The sequence below is a fragment of the Spirulina major PCC 6313 genome (assembly GCF_001890765.1).
In the GTDB taxonomy this organism is placed as follows: domain Bacteria; phylum Cyanobacteriota; class Cyanobacteriia; order Cyanobacteriales; family Spirulinaceae; genus Spirulina; species Spirulina major.
In genome coordinates this window covers 100252-126373 of record NZ_KV878783.1, presented here as the reverse complement: position 1 = coordinate 126373, position 26122 = coordinate 100252, and the positions used below count along the sequence as shown (strand labels likewise).

Below are 26122 nucleotides of genomic sequence, written 5' to 3'. Positions count from 1 at the left end.
AAAAAAGGGATGTCCTTGGAATTTTTGCCCCTTGATGCCATCCAAGAACTCGCCCAACGCTACGGTTATTGGGTTGTTTTTTTGGGGATTGCGCTCGAAAATACGGGGATTCCACTTCCCGGTGAAACCATCATCATCGTGGGTGGTTTTTTGGCAGGAATGCACGACCTCAGTTATTGGGGGGTGCTGCTCTGTGGGATTAGTGGCGCAGTGCTGGGGGATAATTTTGGCTATTGGATTGGGAAATGGGGCGGCTGGCCGATGCTGTTGCGGGTGGGTCGTCTGTTTCGGATTTCTGAGGCTCAGTTAATCGAGAGCCGTCGCCAATTTAGCGAGAACGCTGCGCGGGCGGTGTTTTTTGGGCGGTTTGTGGCGTTGCTGCGGATTTTTGCGGGGCCGATGGCGGGGATTGCGGAAATGCCCTACCGTCAGTTTTTGCTCTGTAATTTGGGTGGGGCGACAGTGTGGGCGGTGATTACGGTGACATTTTCATTTTTTGCGGGGCGACTAGTGCCCTTGGCCCAGGTGGTGGCCTGGATGACGCAATTTGGGTTTGGGGTGCTGGCTGTTGTGGTGGTGGCGATCGCGATCTCGCTGTTCCTCAAACGCCGCCGCGCCGCTCAGGAATCCCCCATCTCGGAGCCAGCGGAACCAGAGGACTCTACACTCGCCCCCCCTCTCACCACTGCCCCCCTTGACCCGCCCTCTCCCCTCAACGACGGCAAAAACGACCTTTGCTCACAGTCGCTGGATTAAAGCAGGAATAGGGGCATGGAGACCAAACCCCTACCGAAAACATTACGGAATATCCCGATAGCTTTTCATCCCTGGGTTAAAACCGCAGGGATGAAAAGCAACGGCGCATGTATTCGCCTTTACCCAGATAGGTAATAGCTCGCCATAATGGACGTATGCCAAAAGTCACTACCACGCTCAAGCTCAAGTTCCTTGACCTGAACCAGGTCAAGGCTGAACTGTTTGCCCAGACAACGGCGGAATGCACAGCTCTGGCGAACAGGTTGCTTGAGTTGCCCTTGACTGAGCGGCGCAAACTCACTACGGCAAAGGTTGTCACTCCACTCTCTTCGGCCCTAGCCAACCAGGTGATCCGGAATGCTACAGCCAAGACTGCCAAAAAGGTTAAGCGGTATCGCGTCATGCTGCCTGAGGCCAACAAGCAGAATTGGAACGTGGCAAAAGTCGGGGACACCTACTCGGTCAACTTCCCCACCATTAAGGGTCAGCACCCCGCACTAAAGTGACGGGGCTTCATGCCTCTAGCTTTGGTTAGCTGACCAGCCTAAGCCTTAACTGGCTACGTTTTTGAGGTGATGGCTCTCAACGTTCTTCCATGGCGGTCTTATCCCAAGGGCGACAGTTAGCATAAACTGAGTTAGCCAACTCATCGAAGGCTATGAAACCCCCTATGGATTGGAAATGTTAGCAACCGTTCACTGGGTTGCTCAGGAAAACCGTGACATACTCCAGACAGCGATACAAGTATACGCTTCTGGCTTCTCTCATCTACTGCATCGGTAACGATCTCTATTTCTAGAGCGTAGGATTTGAGCTTTTTAGAGTGAGGAAGATGCTCAGCCCCACTTTTTAATTCTCTCTCTCTGTATCAATTAGAGGACTTGTTTTTTGACTTTCGTTTTTTGCTTTTCCAGAAAACGTATTCCAGCGATGGGTGTCTACTCTGTGCATTGCCCGAAAGAGAGGCGTAGAAGGGAAATCAGCTCAATGTTTGCCACGCTCTTCAGTAGACATCCCACCTGAGAACTTGCCAATTTCACTTCGTTGCTTTGGCGGACTATCCTTCCCGACGTTGACCGCAAGCGGTACAACGCGGGGCTGTCGTCCATAGCTCAAGCAAAGCTAGATCCAGATGTTGCGATCATGGCAGTCCAAACCTGGAGTGAACGTAAGCAGCAGATTTTCAAGCCCCAACACCTCAAAAAAGCCTGGACTCGCCTCAAAAAACAGGGGTGGCTAGTGGACTGTCTAGCCTCAGATGGCAAGTACCTTGAAGACTGAGCGCAGTCGAAGTCTGGTGCTCCGGGGTTCGACTCCGCTCACCCCTCTGGATAACCACTCACCTTTTTAAGCGAGACAAGACACTAGAGTCCAATGGTCCATAAAAAAAACTCCAGTTCCGGCTGGAGTTTTTGGAGGTATAGGTGATTTCAGTTGAAGTTGTCGATTGGTTTAAAAATCGGAGCGGCGGGATTTGAACCCACGACCCCCACTACCCCAAAGTGGTGCGCTACCAAGCTGCGCTACGCCCCGTTGGCAATATTCTAATTGCGCTTAACAACTGTAGCACACAATTCAAATTTTCTGCAATTTCCCAAAAAAAGAAGCTGGCCCGGCCAGCTTCTTTTTTTGATCAAGTCAGGTTAGGGAGACGAACGCAGCAGGTGCGATCGCACTCCCGCAGACCTTACGGTTTAGTAATCGAAGTCACCGCCGCCGGGGCCTGCCGCTGCTTTTTCTTTTTCCGGCTTGTCCACAACGATGCACTCGGTGGTCAAGACCATGCCCGCGATGGAAGCCGCATTTTGCAGCGCACTGCGGGTCACTTTAGCCGGGTCAACCACACCCGCATCGAACATATCGACAAACTCGCCCGTGGCGGCGTTGTAGCCCACGTTAAAGTCTTTTTCCTTGACACGTTCGGCAATCACCGCACCGTTTTGACCGGCATTTTCAGCGATCCGCTTCAGGGGAGCCAACAGAGCACGAGCCACGAGCATCGCACCGGTCAACTCTTCATTTTTCAGGGTTTCCGTGGCCCAGGTTTCGAGTTGAGGCGCGAGGTGAGCGAGGGTCGTCCCACCACCGGGGACGATGCCTTCTTCTACCGCTGCTTTGGTGGCGTTGATCGCATCTTCGAGACGCAGCTTGCGGTCTTTCATTTCGGTTTCCGTGGCGGCACCGACTTTGACCACAGCCACACCACCGGAGAGTTTCGCCAACCGCTCTTGGAGTTTTTCCTTGTCGTAGGAGGATTCGGTTTCCTCAATTTGGCGGCGAATTTGGTCGCAGCGGGTTTTCACTGCGGCTTCGTTGCCGTCGGCGACGATGGTGGTGGTTTCTTTGGTGATCGTGATCCGGCGGGAGGTGCCGAGCATTTCGAGCTTGGTGGCATCGAGTTTGAGGCCCGCATCTTCGGTGATTAGGGTGCCGCCGGTGAGGACAGCGATGTCTTCGAGCATTTGCTTACGGCGATCGCCAAACCCAGGCGCTTTCACTGCTGCGACGTTGAGGATACCGCGCAGACGGTTCACCACCAAGGTGGCGAGGGCTTCTTTTTCGATGTCTTCGGCAACGATCATCAGGGGCTTGCCGGAGCGGGCCACCTGTTCGAGGACGGGCACGAGGTCTTGAACGAGGGCGATTTTCTTATCGGTGATCAAGATGTAGGGGTCTTCGAGCACCGCTTCCATGCGTTCAGTGTCGGTGACGAAGTAGGGGGAGATATAGCCTTTGTCGAAGCGCATCCCTTCGGTGATCTCCAGTTCGGTGATCATCGATTTACCTTCTTCGAGGGAAATCACACCCTCTTTACCGACTTTTTCCATTGCTTGGGCAATCATGTCGCCCACTTCTTCGTCGTTCCCGGCGGAGATGGAACCCACTTGCGCGATCGCTTTCGTGTCCGAAATTTCGCGAGCTTGATCCTTAATCCGACCCACGAGGAATTCCGTAGCGCGATCCACACCGCGTTTGAGGGCGATGGGGTTTGCACCCGCCGCCACGTTGCGCAGGCCTTCTTTGACCATGGCGTGGGCCAACACTGTCGCGGTGGTAGTGCCGTCCCCAGCCACATCGTTGGTTTTCGAGGCGGCTTGGCGAATCAAGGAGACCCCGGTGTTTTCGATGTGGTCTTCCAGTTCGATTTCTTTCGCGATTGTGATCCCGTCATTGACGATCTGAGGTGCGCCAAATTTCTTTTCGAGAACCACGTTCCGACCTTTGGGGCCGAGGGTGACGGCCACGGCTTCCGCCAACAGGTCAATGCCTTTTTCGAGAGCGCGACGCGCTTCTTCGTTATAAATGATGCTCTTAGCCATAGTGCTCTAAATCCTTGTAAGTGTTGTTGAAGTCGGTGGAAATTGCTGAAGAGAAAAGCTTACGCAACCGAAGCGAGGATGTCTTTTTCCGACAACAGCACGTATTCTTCGCCGTTGAGTTTGATGTCGGTGCCAGCGTATTTGGAGTAGAGGACGCTATCACCCACTTTCACTTCCACTGCAACGCGGTTCCCATCTTTGTCGAGTTTGCCGGGGCCCACAGCAGCAACGGTTCCCACTTGGGGCTTTTCTTTGGCGGTGTCGGGGAGATAAATACCGCCAGAGGTTTGTTCTTCGCTGGGGCTAACTTTGATGAAAACGCGATCGCCCAAAGGATTAACAGTAGAAACATTGATGGTTAAAGCAGCCATGTAAAAGCCTCCATAAGAGATTGAGATAGTTGAGGTGTGGGGTGGTTGTGTTTAGCGTTAGCACTCTCACCACACGAGTGCTAATTTAACGAACGGCGTGATCCCCTGGCAACTCGTTTCGGGGTAGTGTTTACCGTACTCACGCCCCCACAGCCCGCACTCTGATCGCTCCACTGCGTTCCCAGGGCTACAATGAGAAGCCGAAGCTTGAGACCATTAACCGAGGGTTGAGCGGAGTCGAAACCCGATCGCTCAGACTTCGACTCCGCTCAGACTTCGCACCCTTGATCCCCTGTTTTTAGTGACCACGAGTGCTATGAAACCGGCCCCCCGCCTCATGCTGTTTGACCTGTCAGTCTTTGGTCATCATCCCTCCTATATGGAAACGCTGATCAACTATTGGCACCAGCAGCGATTACCTGGTGATCTCGATTTTGTTGTGTCGTCGCGTTTTCCGGAGGTGCATCAGGAGACGATCGCCCTCGCGCAATCATTGGCAAGCGATCGCATTCACTTCCACCCGATCACCGCCGCCGAAGAAGCCGCCCTCAGCCCCCGCACCAACGGCTGGACAAGGGCAAAGCGGAATTTTGATGAATGGGCATTGCTCGCGAACTATTGCGATCGCCTCCAGCCCGATCATTGCCTCATCCTCTATTTTGACACCTGCATCCTGCCCCTCTTCTTTGGCAAAACCGCCGCCGCGCCCCTCTCCGGCATCTACTTTCGCCCCACCTTCCACTACCGCAACTTTTCCGGCTACATCCCCAGCACCAAGGCAACAATCCAAACCCTACGGGAAACAACCCTGTTGCGGCGCATCTTGCGTCATCCCCGCTTAGCGGCCGTTTTTTCCCTCGATCGCTACGCCGTGGACGGCCTCCAAACCTTGCGCCCTAACACCCAAATTATCCCCCTCGCCGATCCCGTCAAACCCCTACCCCCGTCGGATTTAACCCGCGAGCAACTCCTCGCCCAGTTAGCGATCGCCCCAGAGCGGCAAGTCTTCTTACTCTTCGGCGCATTAACCAGCCGTAAAGGGATCTTTCCGCTCTTGGATTCCCTGTTGCAACTGTCGGATCAAGACTGCGAACGAGTTGCGATCGTCTTTGCCGGGGAGGCGAGCCAGAACGATGCCGCCGCATTACAGGCCAAAATTGCCGAGGTGCAACAGGCAAAACCGATGTTGCAAATTGTCGGTGATTATCGATTTTTGCCCCTGGGTGAGTTGCAGGGATACTTACAAAGTGCAGATGTGTTGCTGGCTCCCTATCAGCGTCATGTGGGGATGAGCGGCATTCTCGTCTGGGCGGCAATGGTGCAAAAACCGGTGTTGAGTTCGGATTATGGCCTGATGGGGGAATTGGTGCGGCGCTATCAGTTGGGGCTGGCGGTGGATTCGACGCAACCAGAAGCGATCGCCTCTGGATTCCGGCAATTTTTAAGCCAAGATCCCGAAACAATCGGCGATCGCACCCAGATGCAAACCTTCGCGGATCTCAATCACGGCGATCGCTTCGCCGCCACCATTTTCCACAGCCTCGGCTACGACTGCGACCCCACAGCATCCCCCCATGAACATTAAACGACTGGCAATTTTTACCCACGGCCTCGAAGGCGGCGCGTTTACCAACCTCGGCACAACCCTCGCACGGGGCTTCACGGAATTAGGCTATCCCTGCGATCTCGTCGTCCTGCGTGCCACTGCTGAGGAAAAGGCCCGCTATCCTGACGTGAATGTTATTTCATTGGATGTGCCGAGGGCGATCGCTTCCATTGGGGCATTGCGGAACTATCTGCGTCGCGCCCGTCCCGATGTGTTGATTTCGATGCCGTGGTATTTCAATGTCGTCGCCGTCTGGGCAAAACTCATCGCCTTCGTCCCCACCCGCGTGATCATCACCGAACACAACATCATCAGCCTTGAATCCGGCATTGAACTCAACCGGGAACGGCGGATGCAACTAATGCCGTTTTTGATGCGCCACACCTACCCCTTCGCGGCAGGGTTGATCGCCGTCTGCACAGATACCCTCACCGACTTACACGACACCCTTCACATCAACCCACCGATTCCACAAGTGGCGATCGCCAACCCGATCCATCTCAGCCGCGTCCAAACCCAAGCCCAACAATCCCCCCAGCATCCCTGGTTCACCCCCAAAACCCAGCCCGTCATCCTCACTGTTGCCCGTCTCGCCAAACAAAAACAACTCGATCTACTCATTGAAGCCTTTGCCGCTGCCACCCCCGACCTTCCCGCCCGCCTCCTCATTTTCGGCGAAGGGCAATTACGCGAGGAACTTACCCATCTGTGCGAACAGTTGGGGGTGAGCGATCGCGTTGATCTCGCCGGATTCACCGTCAACCCCTACCCCTACATGGCCGCCTGCGATCTCTTCGTCCTCGCCTCAGCCTGGGAAGGCTGCCCCCTCGCCCTCTCCGAAGCCCTCGCCTGCGGAACCTTGGTACTCACCACCGATGCCCCCGGCGGCGCGAAGGAATTAATCGACTACGGCGATGCGGGTCTCTTAATCCCCATGGGTGATCGCGCCACCCTAACGAAAACCCTCCGGGATGTATTAGTAAACCCTGAGACCTACCACGACTATCGCGCCAAGGGCCACGCCCGCGCCCAAGCCTTGGATTATCTCGGAGTCTGTCAGCAATATTTAGACTTTGCGCGATCGCTGTAAGCCACCATCGCTGTAGGGTGCGATCGCTGTAAGCCACCATCGCTGTAGTGACTCAATCTCAGGCTTAATGCGATCGCAACTAAAATGAAGATGTTGTTTTAGATGCGTGCAGATAGGTCAGTTTGACTGGTTTGCGGTTTGTTGGGCAAGTGGTCGTAAGTACGGGCTTTGGTAAGGCGGAGTGAGCAAATACTGATGACTGGTGATTTTGGTTTTGAAACCATAGATTTTGTCCACCTGATGATTTATGAAAACTCGGCTTCCGATAAGCGACCTTCGAGTGGTTCATACTCATCCTCAAGCAACCATAGCTGAGCTTGTTCGTAACTACTACATTGTTTGATCAACTTGTATTGCTCAGCAGGATCAAGCACCTGACAATCACCCGACTCATCACCCAGAAGCAGCAGAAGGTAGGGTGGTGACTGCATGGGGTCAACCCAAACTTCCAAAAAGTTCCATTTATGCTTCGCTGGGTCGAGTGCGGGGGATGGGGTGGTATTGGTTGTCTGCATCAATCTTGACCTCGCCATAGAATAACAGGAGCGTTGAACCATCAGGGTCAAGGCGAACACCAATCGCCTCGGTGAACATCAAGCCATAACGATCGTAGCCCCTGGCAAAACCCGTGTGAATACCGCCCACTATGATAGCCTGTGCAACTCGAAGCAGAGTTTTTTCATCATTGAACACATGGGCTGATCGCCCTCGCCGCAAAAGCCGATTACTCTGTGCTGTATTGGGCAGATGCTTCGCAATGTGCCGGCGATCGAGGATGATTTTGCGATCAATCCCACTCATACGGATTTTCGTGACGGTTTGGAGTCCATAACAATCCTATTTGATTCATGAACAGGCAAGGGGCTTAAGCCCCTTGTTGGCGGGGATTATAGATTTACGATTGATTGAGGATCGCTATATGATGTCATAACCTTTCGCGACCCACACCCTATCTGCCGATGTCACAAGGCGGCTCCTCCCGAAGACAGCGGGGGCAATGCTGCGGCGGGAATGTAGCGCCATGACATGACTAAAAGAGTGGATCACTGGGCACGGTAACAGGTCAGTTTTCTAACGTTTCTTGCCGTGGCATTGTTTGAACGTTTTGCCACTTTTACACCAACAGGGTTCATTTTTTGGGGGTTGCAAGGGCGGTAAAATATCCCCGTCGAGGTAAAACCATTGACCCATTTCCTGACGGAAACGCGATCGCTCATGGAGTTGCGCCGCCTTTTTCCCGTCTTGAAACACCGCCACAAACTCAACGATTCCCGTTTGATCGCCCCCTTGTCCCTGCTCCGTGGCAATGACCGTTAAACCCAGCCAGGTCACACTGTTTGCCGTTGCTGTGATTTGGTGGCGGCTATGGGGTTCGCGGTGCTGGGGATGATGGGTTTTGACGAGGTAATCAATATTTTTGGTGCAGTAGGCACTGTAGCGCGATCGCATTAACGTTTCAGCCGTGGGTGCAGGCCGTTGCCCTTGGAGGTATGGGGCACAGCAGTCTGAGAATAATTGACCACTCCCACAGGGGCAGGGGATTGATAGGGGCAGATTAGTTGACACGCTCACCGTTAAATTAACGATCATAACGGCGGGAGCGTTGGATTCCGTTGTCATTTCTGACAGCTTGAGCCGTTGAAGCCATCCAGGGTAACGTTTGGGGAGCTATCAAGCTGGCATAATGTGGCGGTAGAGAGTTGGTATGAGGGCGATCGCAGCGATGACTCCAAGGCAGACGGGTTGGCAGTTTTGGATTGATCGGGGGGGGACGTTTACGGATATTGTGGCGCAGCGGCCCGATGGGCGGCGGGTGGTGCATAAGTTGCTGTCGGAGAATCCGGAACGGTATGCGGATGCGCCGATCCAGGGAATGCGGGAGGTGCTGGGGTTGGGGGCGGATGAGCCGCTGCCCATTGAGCAGATTGACGCGATTAAGATGGGGACGACGGTGGCGACCAATGCGCTGCTGGAGCGGAAAGGCGATCGCACCCTCTTCGTCACGACCCAGGGGTTTAAAGATGTGCTGCGGATTGGCTATCAGAACCGCCCGGATATTTTTGCGCGGCAGATTGTGCGGCCGTCGATGTTGTATGCACAGGTGATCGAGGTAGCAGCGCGTCACGATGCCCAGGGGCGAGAATTGATCCCGTTAAACGAAGCCCAGATTCGCCAGGATTTACAGACGGCCTACGATCGCAACATTCGCAGTTGTGCCGTTGCCCTCCTCCATGGTTACCGCAACCCGGCACATGAGCAGCGCATCGGTGCGATCGCTCGTGAAATTGGCTTTACCCATATTTCCCTGTCCCATCAAGTCAGTCCGTTGATGAAGCTCGTCAGTCGGGGCGATACGACGGTGGTAGATGCCTATTTGTCGCCGATTTTGCGCCGCTATGTGGATCGGATTGCGGCGCAATTGCACACCGAGACGGATCAAGCAATGCCGCGTTTAATGTTCATGCAGTCCAACGGCGGGCTGACTGCGGCGCAGCAGTTTCAGGGCAAGGATAGTATTTTGTCGGGGCCAGCGGGGGGCATCGTCGGGGCGGTGAAAACCTGCGCGGTGGCGGGGTTTGACCGGGTGATTGGCTTTGATATGGGCGGCACGTCCACGGATGTCAGCCATTATGCCGGGGAGTATGAGCGCAGTTTAGAGACGGAAATTGCGGGGGTGCGGTTGCGATCGCCCATGCTTGCGATTCATACCGTGGCGGCGGGGGGCGGCTCGATTGTGCAGTATGACGGTGCTCGCTATCGCGTTGGGCCCGATTCTGCCGGGGCGAATCCGGGGCCAGCAGCCTACGGGCGGGGCGGGCCGCTGACGGTGACGGATTGCAATGTGAGGGTGGGCAAGGTGCAGCCGGACTTTTTCCCGGCGGTGTTTGGCCCCGATGGCGATCGCCCCTTGGATCGGGCTACTGTCGCGGCGCAATTCGACACCCTTGCCGCAGAGATTAACGACGATCGCAGTCCGGCGGAAATTGCCACGGGATTTTTACACATCGCCGTCAACACCATGGCCAACGCGATTAAAAAAATCTCCCTCCAACGGGGCTATGATCTGTCGGGTTATACCCTCTGCTGCTTCGGTGGAGCGGGGGGACAGCACGCCTGTTTAATCGCTGAAGCGTTGGGAATGAGGCGGATTGTGATTCATCCCTATGCGGGGGTGTTGTCGGCCTATGGGATTGGCTTGGCGGATGTGCGGGTGATCCATGAGCGGGCGGTGGAAGCACCGTTAACGGAGGAATTGATCCCAGAATTGGGGGCGATTTGTGAGGAATTGGCCGCCCTAGGTTGTGAGGAATTGCGGGCCCAAAATACCTCGATTGATCACCTAGAGCAGCGCCACACAGCCCAAGTTAAATATCAAGGCACCGATAGCACCCTGACGGTGGACTTGAGCGATCGCGCCTCCATGATCGCCGCGTTTAACGACCAATACCGCCAACGCTACGGCTTCACGATGAGCGATCGCCCCTTGATCATCGAATCCCTCAGCGTCGAATTGATCGCCCCAGCCGCCACCGCGACCGAACCCCCTCAACCTCAACCCCGCACCACACCGCCCCAACCGCTGACCACCGTTCCCCTTTTCACCGCGCAGGCTTGGCAGGATGCCCCGGTGTTTCAGCGGGATCAATTACAACCGGATGATGCGATCGCAGGCCCTGCGTTGATCATCGAAGCGACGGGGACAAATGTGATTGAACCGGGCTGGCGAGCGACGGTGAACGCTTACGGCCATTTGGTGATTGAACTGATGCCAGCGATACCTCCGGACAAGGGGCTTAAGGCTCTTGTTTCTGAGGAGTCTGTCGATCCCGTATTGCTGGAAATTTTTAACCACGGGTTTCGGGCGATCGCCGAACAAATGGGCACAACCCTCCAAAACACCAGCTATTCCGTCAACATCAAAGAACGCCTCGACTTTTCCTGCGCCCTCTTCGACCCGGCCGGGCAACTGGTAGCCAACGCGCCCCATATTCCCGTCCATCTCGGCTCCATGAGTGCCAGCATTGAAAGCCTGATCGCCGCCAAAGGGGACAAATTCCAACCCGGCGATGTGTATTTACTCAACAACCCCTACAACGGCGGCACGCATTTACCCGATGTCACCGTGATCACCCCCATCTTTTTGGACTCGGAGCGCCCCGCCTTCTACGTTGCCTCACGGGGCCACCATGCCGATATTGGCGGCATTTCCCCCGGTTCGATGCCGCCCCACAGCACCCACATCGATCAAGAAGGGGTGTTATTTGACAATGTGCGCCTCGTCAATCAGGGCCAATTTTGCGAAGCAGATATCGTCGCCCACCTCACCGCTGGCCCCTACCCCGCCCGTAATCCTGACCAAAACCTCGCCGATCTTCGCGCCCAAATTGCCGCCAACGAAAAAGGCGGGCAGGAATTGCGGCGCATGGTTTCCCAATACGGTCAGGCGACGGTACAGGCCTATATGGGTCATGTGCAACGCAATGCAGAGGAATCGGTACGACGAGCGATCGCCCATCTCCAAGACGGCGAGTTCACCTGTCCCCTCGACCACGGCGCACAGATCCAGGTCAAAATCACGATTCACCCCCAAAGCCGCAGCGCCACGATCGACTTCACCGGCACATCTCCCCAAGTGAGCAGCAATTTCAACGCCCCGATCGCGGTCTGTCAGGCTGCCGTGCTCTATGTGTTTCGCTCCTTGGTGGATGACGATATTCCCCTCAATGTGGGCTGTTTAACGCCCTTGACGATCATCGTGCCCCCCGGTTCGCTGCTCAACCCGCGCTATCCGGCGGCGGTGGTGGCGGGGAATGTGGAAACCTCCCAAGCGGTGGTGGACTGTCTTTATGGGGCGTTGGGTCAGTTGGCCGCGTCCCAGGGGACGATGAATAATTTCACCTTCGGCAATGACCAATATCAATACTACGAGACGATTTGCGGCGGTAGTGGTGCGGGGCCAGGGTTTGCCGGGACGGATGCGGTACAGACCCACATGACAAACTCGCGCCTCACCGATCCGGAGGTGTTGGAATGGCGGTTTCCGGTGCGGTTGGAACGGTTTGCGATTCGGCCCGGCAGTGGTGGCGCGGGGGCCTATCCGGGGGGCAATGGTGTGATCCGGCGGGTACGATTTTTAGAACCGATGACGGCGGGGATCTTGTCGGGACGGCGGCGGGTGGCTCCCTTTGGCTTGGCGGGGGGCGGTGCGGGCCAAACGGGGCACAATTGGATCGAGCGGGCCGATGGGACGATTGAGGAGTTGGGGAGTACGGCCACGATCGCAATGCAAGCAGGGGATTGTCTTGCGATCGCAACTCCCGGCGGCGGGGGCTATGGCTCCATGTGAACTGAGAACGTGTTTGAACAGCATCAGGCAAGGATGCTAACGCATGCTTCATGGGCGCTTGGAGCGCAGCGGAATTGCCGTCCGGCGCAGCGACTGGTTATGTGTTTTTCAATGCATTTAAGACACTTACCGCGACATGATACGCGACAGGAGGTGAAACTGAATTGCCAATTTGACCAAGAACCTGATACACCGCTCCTGCAAATTTCCATGACTCTGGGAACCCTTGAATTAAACCAACATCTTGAACCGACAGTCTAAAGTGTTTGTTTTTAGCGGGAAAGGCTGATGCCTTTTCCCTACTCGCCTGAACTCCGTTAGGCCATATTTGCATGTCCCCCCAAGCTTTTTGACCTGCTGTGCTATTTAAGATAGAAGTTGTATTTCTCTTCCCCGTAAAGGCACTTCTAATAGTTGGAGCCAAATTATCAAATCCAATGTTTTGTAACCCCAAATAGTCCCTAACTCCATTTGTTTTTTTAAGTCCCATGTCAAATAAAGAACAAGTATGGCAAGAATCATTTTTTCCTAAATGATCCCAAGTATGCGTGGGGCAAGGAGGGGTAAATTTTTTCAATTGGGATTTGCTTCGAAAGCCAACAAAGAAAACTCTTTCTCTAATCTGTGGTACCCCATAATCAGCAGTATGCATTTTGAATGTAGTTATTGAATAATCTGCCAGTTCATCCAATATATATTTTTTTACAAAATCATTAAACTTTGGATTAAGTATTCCTGGTACATTTTCTGCGATAAACACACGAGGTTTTATCGCATTAACTGCTCTGCTAAACTCTCCCCACATGTTTCTTTCATCATCTGCACCTTTTTGTGCTCCTGCTATTGAAAATGGTTGGCATGGTGGCCCACCATGAACAATATCTATTTGATCTTTATAAATATTCCAATTTATTTTCTTTACATCGCCCTCGTCTGGACCACAATATATATTTGTGGATTTAATATTTGCAGTTAGGGTATCTTTACATATAGGTATAAGCTCATAAGACGCTATGTGCTTGTAGCCAGCCCTAAGAAAACCCAAATCTAAACCACCACCTCCGCTAAACAGACTGATTGTGGTTAAACCATTGCATTCTAATTGAGGCATTAATGAATCAGGGTCAAATTTTGGTGTATTTACTTCATGGATACTATCTATAAGTCCTTCTTCTGCGGAAAGTTTAGAAAGGCGTGATTCGTGAGATATTTTTCTATACCATGCTCTTTTTTCATCAGTAATATCATACACTTTTTGAGCGCCATTTTTATAAACAGATGTATTATTTTGAGGTTGTGTCATTGGCATTTTTCTCCAGATATTCTCGAACCATAATACGCAATTTCTCGGCATGATTAGCCGTTATTTCTGTCCATCCTTCAAAATAACCAAAAGGAATATGTGGATTATTTAAGGTGCTTCCCCTTTCTATTAAATACTGCGCCCGATCTTTGATTATTTCCAGCATTCTATCGGGGCTATATCCTTGATCCAAATCTTGTAACTGCAAATATTGTTCTTTCTTGTACTGCATTTTTTGAATAGCCTTGGCATCATCATATGTGTAAATATCTTTTTTACCTATAATTTGATACATATCTTGGAGTTTTATTTTTGCTGGCACAAGCTCTGCCAATTTGAAATCTGGAGCAATATATTTTTCTTTGTTGTTAATCCAGTCTGACATCATGGAGGGGGAACCATACTTGTAATATTCCTTACCCTTAATAAAAAAGCCTATGAGCCAATGTTTGTTTTTCCACTTTCGGACATGATCTGGCCCAAAGTCTCTTACTGTGGTAACAGAGCCTTGCGATGTCGTTTTCAGTTCAAATGGAATAGTTTTTCCATCTATTTTTAGAAAAGCATCTACTCCTGAACGTCCCTCTGTCTCATCTTTATACAGATCAAATAGAGCAATCATAGCTTCTTCTCTGTCATCATCTTGAAAATTCTTTGCCATCGTATTCCTTATATTGCTCTTCTACACATAACTATGAATTATACGGATTTTTTCCATCTAATCGCCCATATAGGAATTTTAGTAAGATTTCATCCGCATAACATCCTTTATAGGGATGTTATGCGGAAATTTTCCGGATAATCTCCTGATCAGCGTTTTATACGGATTGTTTTCCCCATGACCGCTACCCCACCTCCGAAGAAGCTGCTGGATGTGGTTCGAGAGGTGATCCGCCTCAAACACTACTCCTACCGGACTGAGCAAACGTACATCGATTGGATCAAGGTGTAGGGCGAGCATCACCCAAACGACAAGAAACGGTCTATCCTCCCGAAAACTCCTGCAACAGCCAAGCCCCCACCCGTCCTTGATCTTGTTGCCGATCGCGCCCCAAAACTGTAGCCAGCACCGCCATCGGCAACCCACCAACCCGCGACACATCAAGCCGCTGGCTACTCTATGGGGTTGAGGACTTGGTCAGTACGGCAACGATCGCAACACAATCCCCCGCTTGTATTGCGATCGCCACTCCCGGCGGTGGGGGTTACGGGATCGGGGTTGATCCCGTCGAGTGATGGGTCTTAAGCGTGGGAGATGTCGCACAATCCGCCCCAGTCATCAGCACTTCCACGCCATCCTCCCAGCGGAGACAGCCCTGATCAAAGCGATCGCGCCCCCGCACCAGCACCCCATTCAACCCCGCCACTAACAACAGCAGCATCACGAACACAATCCCAATCACAGCGAACCAGGGTAGATGCCAGCGCGGCGGCACTAGGCGGCCTCGTTGGGCCAGAAGATCTGATCTGTCCAGTTGCCATGGAGGCCGAAGGGGATGTGTAGATCGAGATGGAGGGTCGCGATCGCGCCTGCTTCGAGATCCTGGGCGTTAAAAATAGCCAAATCCGACCCGTGGCGATCGGCATCGTACACCATCGTCAACACCCAGCCCGCATCTTCATCGGTCTCGCCCGGTTTGGGCACAAAAACCGGCTCCGTCACAAACTGACGCGGCCCGAAGCAGTAAAACTGCTGCGTTCCCGTGGCAAAGTCATGTTTAAGGAGAGCTTGATGGGGAGCGTGACCCGTGGGGGGGGCCGCAGCGGCGAGATAGGTATAGCGATAGCTGCGCCCTTCTTGATGGGGATGGATGGCTGGAAATTCCACACAGCGGGATTCGATCAAGTGGGCCGTCGCGGCACGGGTATGCAGATCAAACCGAAAACGCCATAACTGGCCTGGATCAATTTTTGTGAAATCAATCTCCCGAAAATCAGAATCCGGCTCCACTTCCGGGAAATCCGCATAACAGATCGAGTCAATCCCGATCGTGTTTTCGTCCTCTTCCCAGGCGTTGGCATGGTGGAAAATAAACCCGGCGCGGACGTTCAAGGTTTGGACGGTACGGTTGGAGTTGGGATCACGGGGGACGATGATCACCTTGGTGTCTTGGTCGGGTTGGAATTTGATACATTCCGCCGCGCCCCGTTGGCCGAGGAGGAAGGGGAGGGGGTTGAACTGTACCGGGTTTTGGAAGAAGAGGGCGTAATGGGGGGTGATGGCGAAGTCGTGAATGAAGGCAAAACCGGGGACGGGGTGGGATTGCTTGCGTAACAGTTTGCCGTCAGGACTGAGTTCGTAGAGGTTGAGGGTGGTGACGGGGCCGGGGCTGATCGAGAAGTTAACGAGGCAGGGCTGGCCGTCATCTAGGATGCTGGCGGGGTCAATGCGGGGATGGGCGGAAAAGGAGCCGCCTTTGTCCAGGATGCCATCGAGGTCATCGAGGCCGAGGGTTTCGAGGGTGTGGGGGTTGAGGCGGTGGGGTTTGCCGCCTTCCCAGAGGGCGAGGAGGCGATCGCCCCAATAGATCACATTTGTATTGGCGATATTTTTGACGTTCAAATTAAACAGGTTCGCCAACCAACCGCCGGAGCGTTTCGTCCCAAACACGCCGCGATAGAGGCTTTTCTTGGCGGCCTGTTCTTTGACAAAGCCTTCCGTGCGGACGAAGCGGTTTTGAAAATAGGCGTGACCGTCTCGAAAGGCGATCGCGCACACCATCCCATCCCCATCAAAGGGGTGATGAATCGGTTCGCCATTGATATCTAGCAAGCCGGGCCCGTTACGGAATAACGTCCCGGTCAATTCCGGGGGAATTGTGCCGGTGATGCGATCGACAACGGTGCTGATTTCCTGGCGTTGGGATTCGTAGCCCCGTTGCCAGTCTTTACGGTCAAAATAGGGCGTTGTGGTAGCGGAAGAATCGAGGGTTTGCATGAGAGACAATCCAAAAATAAGCGAATAAAGTACAGGTTTTCTAGGGTGGGTAATGCCCACCGCGTCAGAGTTGCAGCGATCGCCACTCATCCCAACGCAATCGAACTACGATCGCAAAACGGGTTCCGGCGGGGTGGTGATGGGTTCAGGGGGAGGGGAGGGGGGAGCGATCGCCTCCGGTTCCGGTTCGCCGGCGGGCAACCAGCCCAAAAACGGCAACGGCAGCAGCGTCGAAAGATTTGTCAGCACCACCAGCAGCCAGAGGTTATCAAAATTGGTTTCCGTCACCCCCAACACCTGGGTCAACAGTGCCCCCAACTCTTGGGACGTTAAATTAGACAAATTCCACACCGACATCAACAGCGCAAACAGCGTCGCCTCCACCCCCGGCGGGCAGAGTCGCGCCGACAGCACCAACACCGGCATAAACGTGATCTGGCCCACCACCGTTAGAATCAGGCTATCCCCCAAGCTGAACCAATGGTCATCGATCCCTAGGGCGCGATTGGCATGGGTGACGAGGAGCAACATCGTCATGCCCAAACCCGCCGCAATCACCGTAGACCAGCCGAGAATCACCCGGAACGGCACAGCCCGCAAGAACCGCTGATACATCCAAATTCCCACCAGCGAGGCCAAGCTCGTCACTAGGCGCACCCGGCCCAAGAATTCCGCTTCAAAGCCCAATTCATTGGTCATGAAAAAGAAAAACGCCGATTCGCCTGATGGGGTCGCCTGCCAGAGAAAGACAAAGAGCGTCGGGAGCCAAATGGCTTTTTGACGTACGGCCTGCCAGAGGTTGCGGCCTTGTTCGCGGACGAGGGCGAGATGGTTGCGATCGCTCGCCACCGGCTGCTCCACAATCCACCAGGCCACCAGCGACACCAGCAGCGGGAACGTCGCCGTGATGTAAAACACCACCTGGATACTGAACGCATCCAACAGCCAGCCGCTTAGGTACGCCGTCACCAGCCCCCCCAGCGCCGAAACCCCCCAGCTTAAGGACTGGAGCGATCCCGCCTCGCTGTTGGTTTGATGGCGCACCCGCTCCACCACCACCGAATCCGCGATCACATCACTAATCGCCACCGACAGGGAAGCCGCCAGCATGGCCACCGTCGCCGCGATCGCTGAATTCACCACCATCGCCAAGGACAACCACGCCGCCATCCCCAAAATCCCCGACAGGATCAGGTAGGGCCGCCGCCGATAGCGAAACAGCGGAAACCCATCAGACAAAAAGCCAAACACCGGCTTAATCACCCAAGGCAACGCCGCCACCCCACCCAAGGCCGCCACCTGGGCCGGACTGAGGTGTAGCTCATCCTTGAGGAAAAAGCTGACGGCAAGGCGGGAGAGGCCTAAAATTCCTTGGACAAAATAAACCGTTAAAATGGCGATCAGTTCGGGGGTCGGTTGATTCCCAAATAAGACCTTTTTGATCAATGACTGTTTAAAGCGATCCAGACTGGATGCGGAGCTAACCATAGAGTGTGTGAATTCGTGCAACAGAATCTTGGTGATGCGGAGACGGGCAAAGGGTCCTTGAGTTGTTATGTTGTACCAAGAGTAAATTTTTTTTAAGTTTTGTCACTTTTCATATCATAGACGGCTGATTTCAATTTATGGGGTGCGTAGAGAAAAAAGCGGCTGAACGGTCAGTCTTCCCGGCATTGTGACGACATCTCCCTCCTTCCTCCTCCCTATGGAACGCCAACTCTCAAAATTGCCCCCACTGTTCAGCCGTATTCAAGAGCGATTGCCGGATTGGACAGGCTTTAACGTTGCTGTGGTGTCTGTGGTGATTGTGTCGGGGAGCCTGTTGGGGGTGAGGGCGATCGGGGGGTTAGAGCGGCTAGAACTGGCGATGTATGACCTGATGGTGCGCCAGTCTCCGGAACTGCCGCCCGATGAACGGATCACCGTCGTGGCCATCACCGAGGCGGATATTCAAGCCCAAAGGCGTTGGCCGCTGACGGATGCGGTGCTGGCAGAGGTGCTCCGTAATTTACAGGCGCAGCAACCCCGTGTGATTGGGTTGGATCTGTATCGGGAGTTTGCGGTCGAGCCGGGATCAGAGGCACTGACAGAACAACTCCAAGCTAGCAATGTGGTGGCGATTGAGACGATTCCGGTGGGGACGTTGGAGGCTGTGCCGCCGCCGCCTGCCTCACCGTCGGAACAGGTGGGGTTTAATAATTTGCCGACGGATTTGGATAATGTGGTGCGGCGGGCGTTTCTCTATTTGCCGCGACCGGATGGAGGGGTGGGGACGGCGTTGGGGATGCAGTTGGCCCTGCGCTATTTGGCGGTGGAGGGGATTGAGCCGATCGAGAGTTCGCGTTATGCCAATACGGTGCAGTTGGGGGATGCGCCGTTTTTGCAGCTAACGCCTACGTCGGGGGGCTATGAGCAGGCGGATGCGGGGGGATATCAGATGCTTTTGAACTATCGGGGGGCGGAGGAGGCGATCGCCACTGTGACCCTCAGTGAGGTGTTGGCGGGCGAGGTTGATCCGGAGTTGGTGCGCGATCGCATCGTCCTGATCGGCAGCAGTGCCACGAGTTTGCTCGATCGCAAGCCCACGCCCCACAGTGTCAACCTCTCCGGGGATGGCAAGGTTCCCGGCGTGGTGATTCATGCCCAGGTGGTGAGTCAGATTATTGATGCGGCCTTAGGCGATCGCCCCCTCTTTCGGTTTTGGCCCGCCTGGGCCGAAGTGGTCAGCCTCATCGCCAGCGCCCTCCTCAGCAGCATTGTTGCCTGGCGACTCCGACACCCCATCCTGCTCATCAGTTGCATCGGCGGCGGCATCGTGCTCATCCTCGGCGGTGGCTTCGCCCTCTTCGCCACACAATCCCTGTGGATACCGATCATCACCCCCGTCCTGGGGGTGTTGCTCACAGCCGCCTTGATCGTCACCTATCAATCCTACGATGACCATTGCCGCCGCCAAATCGTCATGCAGTTGCTCGGTCAAAACACCTCCCCGGAAATTGCCGAAGCCCTCTGGCAAGGCCGCGATAAACTCCTCAAAGCCGGGAAACTGCCGGGGATTCGCCTCACTGCCACGATTCTCTTCCTCGATATCAAAGGGTTTAGCACCGTCTCAGAAAAAATGGAGCCGGAAGAACTGCTCGATTGGCTCAATGATATTTTGGGTGAAATCACCTCCGAAGTCCTGTCCCGTGAGGGCATTGTCAATAAATTTACCGGCGATGGCGTGCTGGCCATTTTCGGCGTGCCCCTGTCCCGGATTCAAAAGGCCGAGGTGGAACTCGATGCCCAACATGCGGTGTATTGTGCCTTGGCCATTAGCGATCGCCTCACCGCCCTCAACCAACGCAACCATGACCAAGGCCTCCCCGATATTCAAATGCGGATCGGCATTTTTACCGGCCCTGTCGTCGTCGGCTCCCTCGGTGGCAAAGACCGCCTTGAATACGGCGTATTGGGGGATAGCGTCAACACCGCCTCTCGCCTTGAATCCTGCGAAAAACACCGCCAACCCACGGATTGCCGCGTCCTGATTGCCAAAGAAACCCTCCAATATTTAGGCGATCGCTTCGAGGTGGAAGGCTGGGGCCCCCTCGCCCTCAAAGGCAAGCAACAGATGATCGAAGTCTTTCGCGTCGTTAAGCATCGCATCCCCGAAGAAGCCGTCCTTTAAAGGGGTTGTCTCTTTCAAGACAAGCTCCAATTCACAGGGGCCCCTCCTTGCCTCGGAAGGGTTCACCCTTGGCGGTGTTCAAACCCTGCGCGGCTACTATCAAGGCACACGCACCGGTGATAGTGGCCTCCGTCTGTCGTTAGCAAATCGGATCACGTTGCGGCGAGAGGATACCGTCGGGAAACGCATCTCAACGTTCCCCCAAGGGTCACTCAGACTAGATCGTGAATTCTCTACAGGGGGCTAGAGTGCGATCGCACCCGATTCACCGTCGGCCGCAGTGGGATTTGTTAGAATCAGGCCTTAAAAAATTCGCCCCTAGACGGTAGGTACTCCGAGGCCCTATGAACAAGCCGCGCAAGTCTCAGCACATCGTCCTCACCTCCCACCCCAGCACCAAAAATAAACCCCTCCCTATCCATTGGGGCAACCCTGATCCAGGGCAGCGGGGGCCGGTAATTGGCAGTCTAACCGATCAAATTCACCGCAACGTCATCGGCACTCATTCCGGCTCCTATGCGGTCTATCGGGCGTTGGCGGTGGCGAGTGGCTCCCTCCAGGCGGATCATCGTGCAGACTTGACCCACACCTCGCCGATTGTGCCCGTGGGCCCCTATCCCAGTTGGAGCAACCCGGAAAAGATTGTGTCCCTTGATCCCTTTGGGGCGGTGGTGGATGAGGTTTACAGCAAGTTGATCGCCAAGGGCTATGATATTCGCCCAACGATCGCGATCACAAAAGCCCAAATCAACCTCCCGGAAATTCAGGCGATGGTGACTCAGGGTCACATCTGCGTTGATGGTGCGATCGTCAAAACCGGGGGGAGTTTGGCGGTGACGAAGGTGGCGATCGATCCGGTGTGGTATTTGCCGGGGATTGCGCAACGCTTAGGGGTGGAAACGGCGGTGCTGCGGCGATCGCTCTTTCAGCAAACCGGGGGCATGTTTCCGGAATTGGTAACGCGCCCGGATTTAGAGATTTTCTTACCCCCCATCGGCGGGATGACGGTGTATGTGTTGGGAGATTTGACGGCGATCGCAGACCCAGCGCGGCCCGTGGCGGTGCGAGTTCACGATGAATGCAATGGCTCGGATGTGTTCGGCTCGGATATCTGCACCTGTCGCCCCTATCTTGTCCATGGCATTGAAGTCTGTATCACCACAGCCCAAGCCGGGGGCGCAGGGGTGATTGTCTACAATCGCAAGGAGGGGCGGGCCTTGGGCGAGGTGACGAAGTTCCTCGTGTACAACGCTCGTAAACGTCAAGCGGGGGGCGATCGCGCCGATGCCTATTTCAACCGCACGGAATGCGTCGCGGGGGTTCAGGATATGCGCTTTCAGGAACTCATGCCCGATGTGCTCCATTGGCTCGGCATCACCCGCATTGATCGCTGGGTGTCAATGAGTAACCTGAAATATGATGCGATCGCCTCAACAGGCATCAAAATCATCGAACGAGTCCCCATCCCCGACCACTACATCCCCGACGATGCCCGCGTCGAAATCGCCGCCAAAACCGCCGCCGGTTACTACACCGACAGCGAAACCCCCACCCCCGACACCCTCAACACCATCAGCGGCCGCACCCTCCAGGATTATTAATCGCTACCTGTATCGTCGGTTCCGGAGAACCCTTCATTGGCCCGTGAAGTCCCTACGACCAACCCTAAAGAATCGCGCTGGACATGACTTGGCAGAGCCAAGTTACGAGGAGAGGGGGAGAGGTTTGGGGGGGACAGGCTTAAGCCTTCACTTCTTCGAGGATCAGTTTGGCGCGTTTGATGTTTTCGGGAATGTCGATGGGGTAATTACCCGTAAAGCAGGCCGAACAGAAATGCTTCGGGTCGTCGCCTGTCATCGATAGCATCCCTTCCCAACTGAGATAAGCCAAGCTATCGACACCAATGTGGGCGGCGATTTCTTCGACGGATTTGGTTGCGGCGATTAGTTGGTCTTGGGTGTCGGTATCGAGGCCGTAGAAACAGGGATGGGTGACGGGGGGGGAGGAAATTTTCATGTGAATTTCGATCGCGCCTGCATCGCGGAGGGCTTTCACCAGTTTGCGGCTCGTGGTTCCCCGCACAATGGAGTCGTCAATGATGATCACCCGTTTACCGACGAGGACATCCTTGAGGGGGTTGAGTTTCATCCGAATCCCGGCTTCGCGCATGACTTGGGTGGGTTGGATGAAGGTGCGGCCAACGTAGCGGTTTTTGATCAGGGCTTCGGCGTAGGGGATTTTCGAGGTTTCGGCATAGCCGATCGCAGCCGGAACGCCGGAATCGGGGACGGCGACCACAAGATCCGCGTCGGTGTGGGTTTCGCGGGCGAGTTGTTGGCCGAGGCGCTTACGGTAGCTGTAGATGGTTTCGTCGTGGACGAGGCTATCGGGGCGGGAGAAATAGATCATCTCGAAAACGCAGAGTTTACGCTCTGGTTTGGCGGCCCAATGGAAGGAGGCGAGGCCTTCGTCGTTGATCCACACCAGTTCGCCGGGTTCCACGTCGCGCAGGTATTCCGCGCCGATGATATCGAGGCCGCAGGTTTCTGAGGCGAGGACGTAGCGGTTGGGGCTGCCGGGGAGGATGCCGATCACGAGGGGGCGGATGCCGTTGGGGTCGCGCACGCCCATGAAGCCGTGGGGTGTGCCGATCACGAGGCTGTAGGCACCTTGGCAGAGTTTGAAGGCACTGATGGCGGCATCGAGCCAGGTTTTGCCTTGGTTGACTTCGTCGGCGATCGCTAAGGCAATCATTTCCGAGTCCGTGGTGGTGATGAATTCACAATTGCGGCGGGTCAGTTCGGCGCGGAGTTCGGCGGTGTTGACGAGGTTGCCATTATGGGCGAGGGCCAAGCTACCGAGGCGCGTTTCCACTACGGCAGGCTGGGCATTGACCACAAGGCTCGATCCGGTGGTGGAGTAGCGGGTGTGGCCGATGGCGAGATCGCCTTTGAGGTCGTCGAGGATGTCTTCATTAAACACCTGCGACACCAGCCCCATATGTTTGTAGCAGGTGCTGTTTTCCCCGTCGAAGGCAGCGATACCGGCGGATTCTTGGCCCCGATGTTGCAGGGCATAAAGTCCGAAGTACGCGAGCTTGGCGGCGGCTTCACCGGGAACATAAACACCGAACACCCCGCAGGCTTCTTCCATCTTGTCGGGGTGTTCAGGGGAACGGGTGAGGGACTGTTGCTCATCAATAGCATCGGAGGGATGGGGAAACATGATGGTGGTGTTGCTCCTTGAATGGGCCAAAAAACCTAGAGTTCTGGAATGGGTGGCGAGGTGCTATCACTCGCGATCGCGGCCTCTCTGTCGTTGAGGTCGCGGTACGCTGATTCTAACCTTAATATGTCTTAATCTTCCCTTAAGAGGGGGTGACAAACAATGGGCGAATTTACCGAGGGAGGGGGATTAAGACTTGGCTGTGGGGAAGTGGGATTGGATCGCGTTGAGCCAGCGATCGCGTAACCGTTGGACGGGAATCGCCAAAGCATAGGTGTTGTCGGGGGTGAGAATTTGCAAGGTGGCGAGGGTGACGAGGCCGATCATGCTCCAATTTTGATCGAGGCGCGATCGCAAAAAGTCTTCCCATTCTTCATGTTTCGACGACTGCACCGACACCAAAATTTGCCCCGCAGCCTCACCAAACAGGAATTCATCCCACCGCTGCACCGGATGCTCCAGGCGCATCACCGCCCCAAAATGCCCACTAATGCAGCATTCCGCCAGGGCGACCACCAAACCGCCCTCGGCGCAGTCATGGGCCGAACGCACCCAACCGCGCCGAATCCCTTCGCGACAGGTGGCCTGGACAGCCCGCTCGTGGTCAAAGTCCACGACGGGGGGCTGGCCGGCAACGGTGTGATGGATGGTGGCGAGGTATTCCGAACCGCCGAGGGTGCGCGGCGCTTGGGACCCCAACAGATAGATGCGATCGCCTTCATGGTGCCACCCTTGGCCGCACACTTGCGTCACATCATCGACGCGCCCCACCATCCCAATTACCGGGGTGGGATAGATGGCGGTGGGGCTGCCGTCACTGTCAAACGTTTCGTTATAGAGGGACACATTCCCCCCCGTCACGGGAGTATTCAACTCGCGGCAGGCCTCGGCAATCCCCCGGCAAGCGTGGGCCAGTTGCCAGTAACCCGTCGATTTTTCGGGACTGCCGAAGTTGAGGTTATTAGTAATCGCCAGGGGTTCAGCCCCCACACAGCTTAAATTCCGGGCAGCTTCGGCGACGGCGGCTTTCGCCCCTTCGTAGGGGTTGAGGTAGACATAGCGGGGGTTGCAGTCCGTGGTGGCCGCAACGCCGCGTTGGGTGGGTTGGCCGTCGAGTTGCGATCGCAACCGAATCACCGCTGCATCCGCTCCCCCCGGCATCACCACCGTATTGTTTTGCACCTGGTGATCATATTGTTGATACACCCAATGCTTCGAGGCCAACGACGGCACTTCCAACAGCCGCATCAACACCTCATTCCAGCCCATCATCTCCCCGTTGATCTCAATCCCTTCATGGGAACAGTCCGGCAATTGATCCACCGTCCATTGGGCAGCGGCTTGGGCATAGGCGGGCGGTTCGCTGATCAATTCATGGTGATAGAGCGGGGTATTGTCTGCGAGAGCGGAGGCGGGAATTTCCGCCGCGATACTGCCCTGATGGAAGATGCGCACAACCTGCTCTTCGATCACCTGACCCGCCACCACCGCATGGAGGCCCCAGCGCTCAAAAATATCGATTAATTCCTGTTCACGCCCTTTTTCCGCCACAAACAGCATCCGCTCTTGGGATTCCGAGAGCAGGTATTCATAGGGAACCATTCCCGGTTCACGGGCGGGGATGCGGTCAAGATCCAATTCCACACCAACACCCCCATTGGCCGCCATTTCCGAGGTCGAACAGGTGATCCCCGCCGCGCCCATATCCTGGGCCGCCACCACCGCCCCGGTTTTAAAGGCTTCTAAACAGGCCTCAATCAAGGACTTTTCTAAGAACGGATCACCCACCTGTACGGCGGGGCGATCGTCCATTGACGCATCACTTAATTCCGCACTGGCAAAACTCGCGCCGCCCATGCCATCGCGCCCCGTCGTCGATCCCACATACAGCACCGGATTCCCTACCCCGGCAGCCCCCGACTTAACGATCGCATCGGTCTCCATCAACCCCAACGCCATCGCATTCACCAAGGGATTGCCACTATAGGCCGGGTCAAAATAAATCTCGCCCCCCACCGTCGGCACACCCACACAATTGCCGTAATGGGCGATCCCTTCGACAACGCCGCTAAAGATGCGGCGTGTGCGGGGACTTTCGAGGGAGCCAAAGCGGAGAGAATTGAGGATTGCGATCGGTCGCGCTCCCATGGTGAAAATATCCCGGAGAATCCCCCCCACCCCGGTCGCCGCCCCTTGGAACGGCTCGATCGCACTGGGATGATTATGGGACTCAATCTTAAACGCCAAGCGCAGCCCGTCGCCCAAATCCACCACGCCCGCATTTTCCCCCGGCCCCACGAGCACCTGCGGCCCCGTGGTGGGAAATTGCGACAGGAGGGGCCGCGAATTTTTATAACAACAATGTTCACTCCACATCACCCCAAACATCCCCAGTTCGGCCTTGTTGGGATGGCGACCGAGACGCTGGACAATCTCTTCATATTCAGAGGGTTTCAAACCTTCGGCGGCAATTTCGTCAGGGGTGAACATAGGATG

The 26122-nt window shown here is 55.1% G+C and carries 20 protein-coding genes, 1 tRNA gene and 1 pseudogene; 9 read left to right on the top strand and 13 right to left on the bottom strand.

From position 1 onward, the window contains the following. Nucleotides 1–9: 9 nt before the first annotated feature. The 3 genes and pseudogenes from SPI6313_RS00805 to SPI6313_RS23235 form a co-directional block, all read left to right on the top strand. Nucleotides 10–615 (top strand): annotated as a pseudogene (locus tag SPI6313_RS00805) (DedA family protein); the annotation flags it as partial. A gap of 296 nt (nt 616–911) precedes the next feature. After that, nucleotides 912–1262 (top strand): hypothetical protein, encoded by a 351-nt coding sequence (locus SPI6313_RS00800; protein ID WP_072619283.1) that lies wholly within the window; start codon nt 912–914, stop codon nt 1260–1262. A 637-nt stretch (nt 1263–1899) separates the two neighbouring features. Further along, nucleotides 1900–2037: a hypothetical protein gene (locus SPI6313_RS23235; protein ID WP_175551028.1), complete on the top strand. Its 138-nt coding sequence runs from the start codon at nt 1900–1902 to the stop codon at nt 2035–2037. Nucleotides 2038–2215: 178 nt separating this feature from the next. Here the strand turns inward: SPI6313_RS23235 and SPI6313_RS00790 are convergent. From SPI6313_RS00790 to groES, 3 genes are all read right to left on the bottom strand, one after another. Further along, nucleotides 2216–2289, bottom strand: a tRNA-Pro gene (locus tag SPI6313_RS00790). Nucleotides 2290–2450: 161 nt separating this feature from the next. Further along, on the bottom strand, nt 2451–4076 hold the full coding sequence (gene groL / locus SPI6313_RS00785) for a chaperonin GroEL (RefSeq protein WP_072619281.1): 1626 nt from the start codon (nt 4074–4076) through the stop codon (nt 2451–2453). 59 nt (nt 4077–4135) lie between these two features. Next, nucleotides 4136–4447 carry a co-chaperone GroES gene (groES, locus tag SPI6313_RS00780; RefSeq protein WP_072619280.1) on the bottom strand — a complete coding sequence of 104 codons (312 nt, stop codon included), beginning with the start codon at nt 4445–4447 and terminating at the stop codon, nt 4136–4138. Between the two features lie 316 nt (nt 4448–4763). Here groES and SPI6313_RS00775 point away from each other — a divergent pair, with 316 nt between their 5' ends. Both SPI6313_RS00775 and SPI6313_RS00770 read left to right on the top strand, forming a co-directional pair. Beyond that, a complete protein-coding gene (locus SPI6313_RS00775; protein WP_084668823.1) occupies nt 4764–6032 on the top strand; it encodes a glycosyltransferase in 1269 nt (422 codons plus the stop codon). Continuing rightward, nucleotides 6022–7143: a glycosyltransferase gene (locus SPI6313_RS00770; protein WP_072619279.1), complete on the top strand. Its 1122-nt coding sequence runs from the start codon at nt 6022–6024 to the stop codon at nt 7141–7143. Before SPI6313_RS00775 ends, SPI6313_RS00770 begins: the two co-directional genes overlap by 11 nt. A 245-nt stretch (nt 7144–7388) precedes the next feature. On the opposite strand, the gene SPI6313_RS24960 is transcribed toward SPI6313_RS00770, so the two are convergent. The 3 genes from SPI6313_RS24960 to SPI6313_RS00755 form a co-directional block, all read right to left on the bottom strand. After that, nucleotides 7389–7658: a hypothetical protein gene (locus tag SPI6313_RS24960; protein WP_072619278.1), complete on the bottom strand. Its 270-nt coding sequence runs from the start codon at nt 7656–7658 to the stop codon at nt 7389–7391. Next, nucleotides 7606–7944 (bottom strand): DUF6972 family protein, encoded by a 339-nt coding sequence (locus tag SPI6313_RS00760; RefSeq protein WP_072619277.1) that lies wholly within the window; start codon nt 7942–7944, stop codon nt 7606–7608. Before SPI6313_RS00760 ends, SPI6313_RS24960 begins: the two co-directional genes overlap by 53 nt. Before the next feature lie 270 nt (nt 7945–8214). Further along, nucleotides 8215–8733: a YchJ family protein gene (locus SPI6313_RS00755; RefSeq protein ID WP_072622933.1), complete on the bottom strand. Its 519-nt coding sequence runs from the start codon at nt 8731–8733 to the stop codon at nt 8215–8217. 133 nt (nt 8734–8866) lie between these two features. On the opposite strand from SPI6313_RS00755, the gene SPI6313_RS00750 reads away from it, so the two are divergent. Then, nucleotides 8867–12490 carry a hydantoinase B/oxoprolinase family protein gene (locus tag SPI6313_RS00750; RefSeq protein ID WP_072622932.1) on the top strand — a complete coding sequence of 1208 codons (3624 nt, stop codon included), beginning with the start codon at nt 8867–8869 and terminating at the stop codon, nt 12488–12490. 97 nt (nt 12491–12587) lie between these two features. Here SPI6313_RS00750 and SPI6313_RS00745 read toward each other — a convergent pair whose 3' ends face one another. Both SPI6313_RS00745 and SPI6313_RS00740 read right to left on the bottom strand, forming a co-directional pair. After that, nucleotides 12588–13793 (bottom strand): DNA cytosine methyltransferase, encoded by a 1206-nt coding sequence (locus SPI6313_RS00745; RefSeq protein ID WP_072619276.1) that lies wholly within the window; start codon nt 13791–13793, stop codon nt 12588–12590. After that, nucleotides 13774–14454, bottom strand: a complete 681-nt coding sequence (locus SPI6313_RS00740) for a hypothetical protein (protein ID WP_072619275.1) — start codon at nt 14452–14454, stop codon at nt 13774–13776. Before SPI6313_RS00740 ends, SPI6313_RS00745 begins: the two co-directional genes overlap by 20 nt. Nucleotides 14455–14631: 177 nt before the next feature. On the opposite strand from SPI6313_RS00740, the gene SPI6313_RS24955 reads away from it, so the two are divergent. Beyond that, nucleotides 14632–14745: a phage integrase N-terminal SAM-like domain-containing protein gene (locus tag SPI6313_RS24955; protein WP_425443042.1), complete on the top strand. Its 114-nt coding sequence runs from the start codon at nt 14632–14634 to the stop codon at nt 14743–14745. Between the two features lie 253 nt (nt 14746–14998). On the opposite strand, the gene SPI6313_RS00735 is transcribed toward SPI6313_RS24955, so the two are convergent. The 3 genes from SPI6313_RS00735 to SPI6313_RS00725 all read right to left on the bottom strand — a co-directional run bounded on the left by SPI6313_RS00735 (nt 14999) and on the right by SPI6313_RS00725 (nt 18219). Continuing rightward, a complete protein-coding gene (locus SPI6313_RS00735) occupies nt 14999–15229 on the bottom strand; it encodes a hypothetical protein (RefSeq protein WP_072619274.1) in 231 nt (76 codons plus the stop codon). Further along, nucleotides 15229–16731: a carotenoid oxygenase family protein gene (locus SPI6313_RS00730; protein ID WP_072619273.1), complete on the bottom strand. Its 1503-nt coding sequence runs from the start codon at nt 16729–16731 to the stop codon at nt 15229–15231. The genes SPI6313_RS00735 and SPI6313_RS00730 overlap by 1 nt, the downstream gene beginning before the upstream one ends. Before the next feature lie 105 nt (nt 16732–16836). Then, nucleotides 16837–18219: a folate/biopterin family MFS transporter gene (locus SPI6313_RS00725; RefSeq protein WP_084668822.1), complete on the bottom strand. Its 1383-nt coding sequence runs from the start codon at nt 18217–18219 to the stop codon at nt 16837–16839. Nucleotides 18220–18436: 217 nt separating this feature from the next. Here SPI6313_RS00725 and SPI6313_RS00720 point away from each other — a divergent pair, with 217 nt between their 5' ends. After that, nucleotides 18437–20401 carry a CHASE2 domain-containing protein gene (locus SPI6313_RS00720; RefSeq protein WP_072619272.1) on the top strand — a complete coding sequence of 655 codons (1965 nt, stop codon included), beginning with the start codon at nt 18437–18439 and terminating at the stop codon, nt 20399–20401. Nucleotides 20402–20745: 344 nt separating this feature from the next. Further along, a complete protein-coding gene (locus SPI6313_RS00715; RefSeq protein ID WP_072619271.1) occupies nt 20746–22002 on the top strand; it encodes a GTP cyclohydrolase II in 1257 nt (418 codons plus the stop codon). A 139-nt stretch (nt 22003–22141) separates the two neighbouring features. On the opposite strand, the gene purF is transcribed toward SPI6313_RS00715, so the two are convergent. Next, a complete protein-coding gene (gene purF / locus SPI6313_RS00710) occupies nt 22142–23626 on the bottom strand; it encodes an amidophosphoribosyltransferase (protein ID WP_072619270.1) in 1485 nt (494 codons plus the stop codon). Between the two features lie 189 nt (nt 23627–23815). Then, entirely contained in the window at nt 23816–26116 is a 2301-nt protein-coding gene (gene purL / locus SPI6313_RS00705; RefSeq protein ID WP_139276416.1) for a phosphoribosylformylglycinamidine synthase subunit PurL, read from the bottom strand. Between the last annotated feature and the right edge of the window lie 6 nt (nt 26117–26122).

Coding starts and splice junctions, on each gene's coding strand:
- SPI6313_RS00800 (WP_072619283.1), top strand. CDS start 912: ATGCCAAAAGTCACTACCACGCTCAAGCTCAAGTTCCTTGACCTGAAC.
- SPI6313_RS23235 (WP_175551028.1), top strand. CDS start 1,900: ATGGCAGTCCAAACCTGGAGTGAACGTAAGCAGCAGATTTTCAAGCCC.
- groL (WP_072619281.1), bottom strand. CDS start 4,076: ATGGCTAAGAGCATCATTTATAACGAAGAAGCGCGTCGCGCTCTCGAA.
- groES (WP_072619280.1), bottom strand. CDS start 4,447: ATGGCTGCTTTAACCATCAATGTTTCTACTGTTAATCCTTTGGGCGAT.
- SPI6313_RS00775 (WP_084668823.1), top strand. CDS start 4,764: ATGAAACCGGCCCCCCGCCTCATGCTGTTTGACCTGTCAGTCTTTGGT.
- SPI6313_RS00770 (WP_072619279.1), top strand. CDS start 6,022: ATGAACATTAAACGACTGGCAATTTTTACCCACGGCCTCGAAGGCGGC.
- SPI6313_RS24960 (WP_072619278.1), bottom strand. CDS start 7,658: ATGCAGACAACCAATACCACCCCATCCCCCGCACTCGACCCAGCGAAG.
- SPI6313_RS00760 (WP_072619277.1), bottom strand. CDS start 7,944: ATGAGTGGGATTGATCGCAAAATCATCCTCGATCGCCGGCACATTGCG.
- SPI6313_RS00755 (WP_072622933.1), bottom strand. CDS start 8,733: ATGATCGTTAATTTAACGGTGAGCGTGTCAACTAATCTGCCCCTATCA.
- SPI6313_RS00750 (WP_072622932.1), top strand. CDS start 8,867: ATGACTCCAAGGCAGACGGGTTGGCAGTTTTGGATTGATCGGGGGGGG.
- SPI6313_RS00745 (WP_072619276.1), bottom strand. CDS start 13,793: ATGACACAACCTCAAAATAATACATCTGTTTATAAAAATGGCGCTCAA.
- SPI6313_RS00740 (WP_072619275.1), bottom strand. CDS start 14,454: ATGGCAAAGAATTTTCAAGATGATGACAGAGAAGAAGCTATGATTGCT.
- SPI6313_RS24955 (WP_425443042.1), top strand. CDS start 14,632: ATGACCGCTACCCCACCTCCGAAGAAGCTGCTGGATGTGGTTCGAGAG.
- SPI6313_RS00730 (WP_072619273.1), bottom strand. CDS start 16,731: ATGCAAACCCTCGATTCTTCCGCTACCACAACGCCCTATTTTGACCGT.
- SPI6313_RS00725 (WP_084668822.1), bottom strand. CDS start 18,219: ATGGTTAGCTCCGCATCCAGTCTGGATCGCTTTAAACAGTCATTGATC.
- SPI6313_RS00720 (WP_072619272.1), top strand. CDS start 18,437: ATGGAACGCCAACTCTCAAAATTGCCCCCACTGTTCAGCCGTATTCAA.
- SPI6313_RS00715 (WP_072619271.1), top strand. CDS start 20,746: ATGAACAAGCCGCGCAAGTCTCAGCACATCGTCCTCACCTCCCACCCC.
- purF (WP_072619270.1), bottom strand. CDS start 23,626: ATGTTTCCCCATCCCTCCGATGCTATTGATGAGCAACAGTCCCTCACC.
- purL (WP_139276416.1), bottom strand. CDS start 26,116: ATGTTCACCCCTGACGAAATTGCCGCCGAAGGTTTGAAACCCTCTGAA.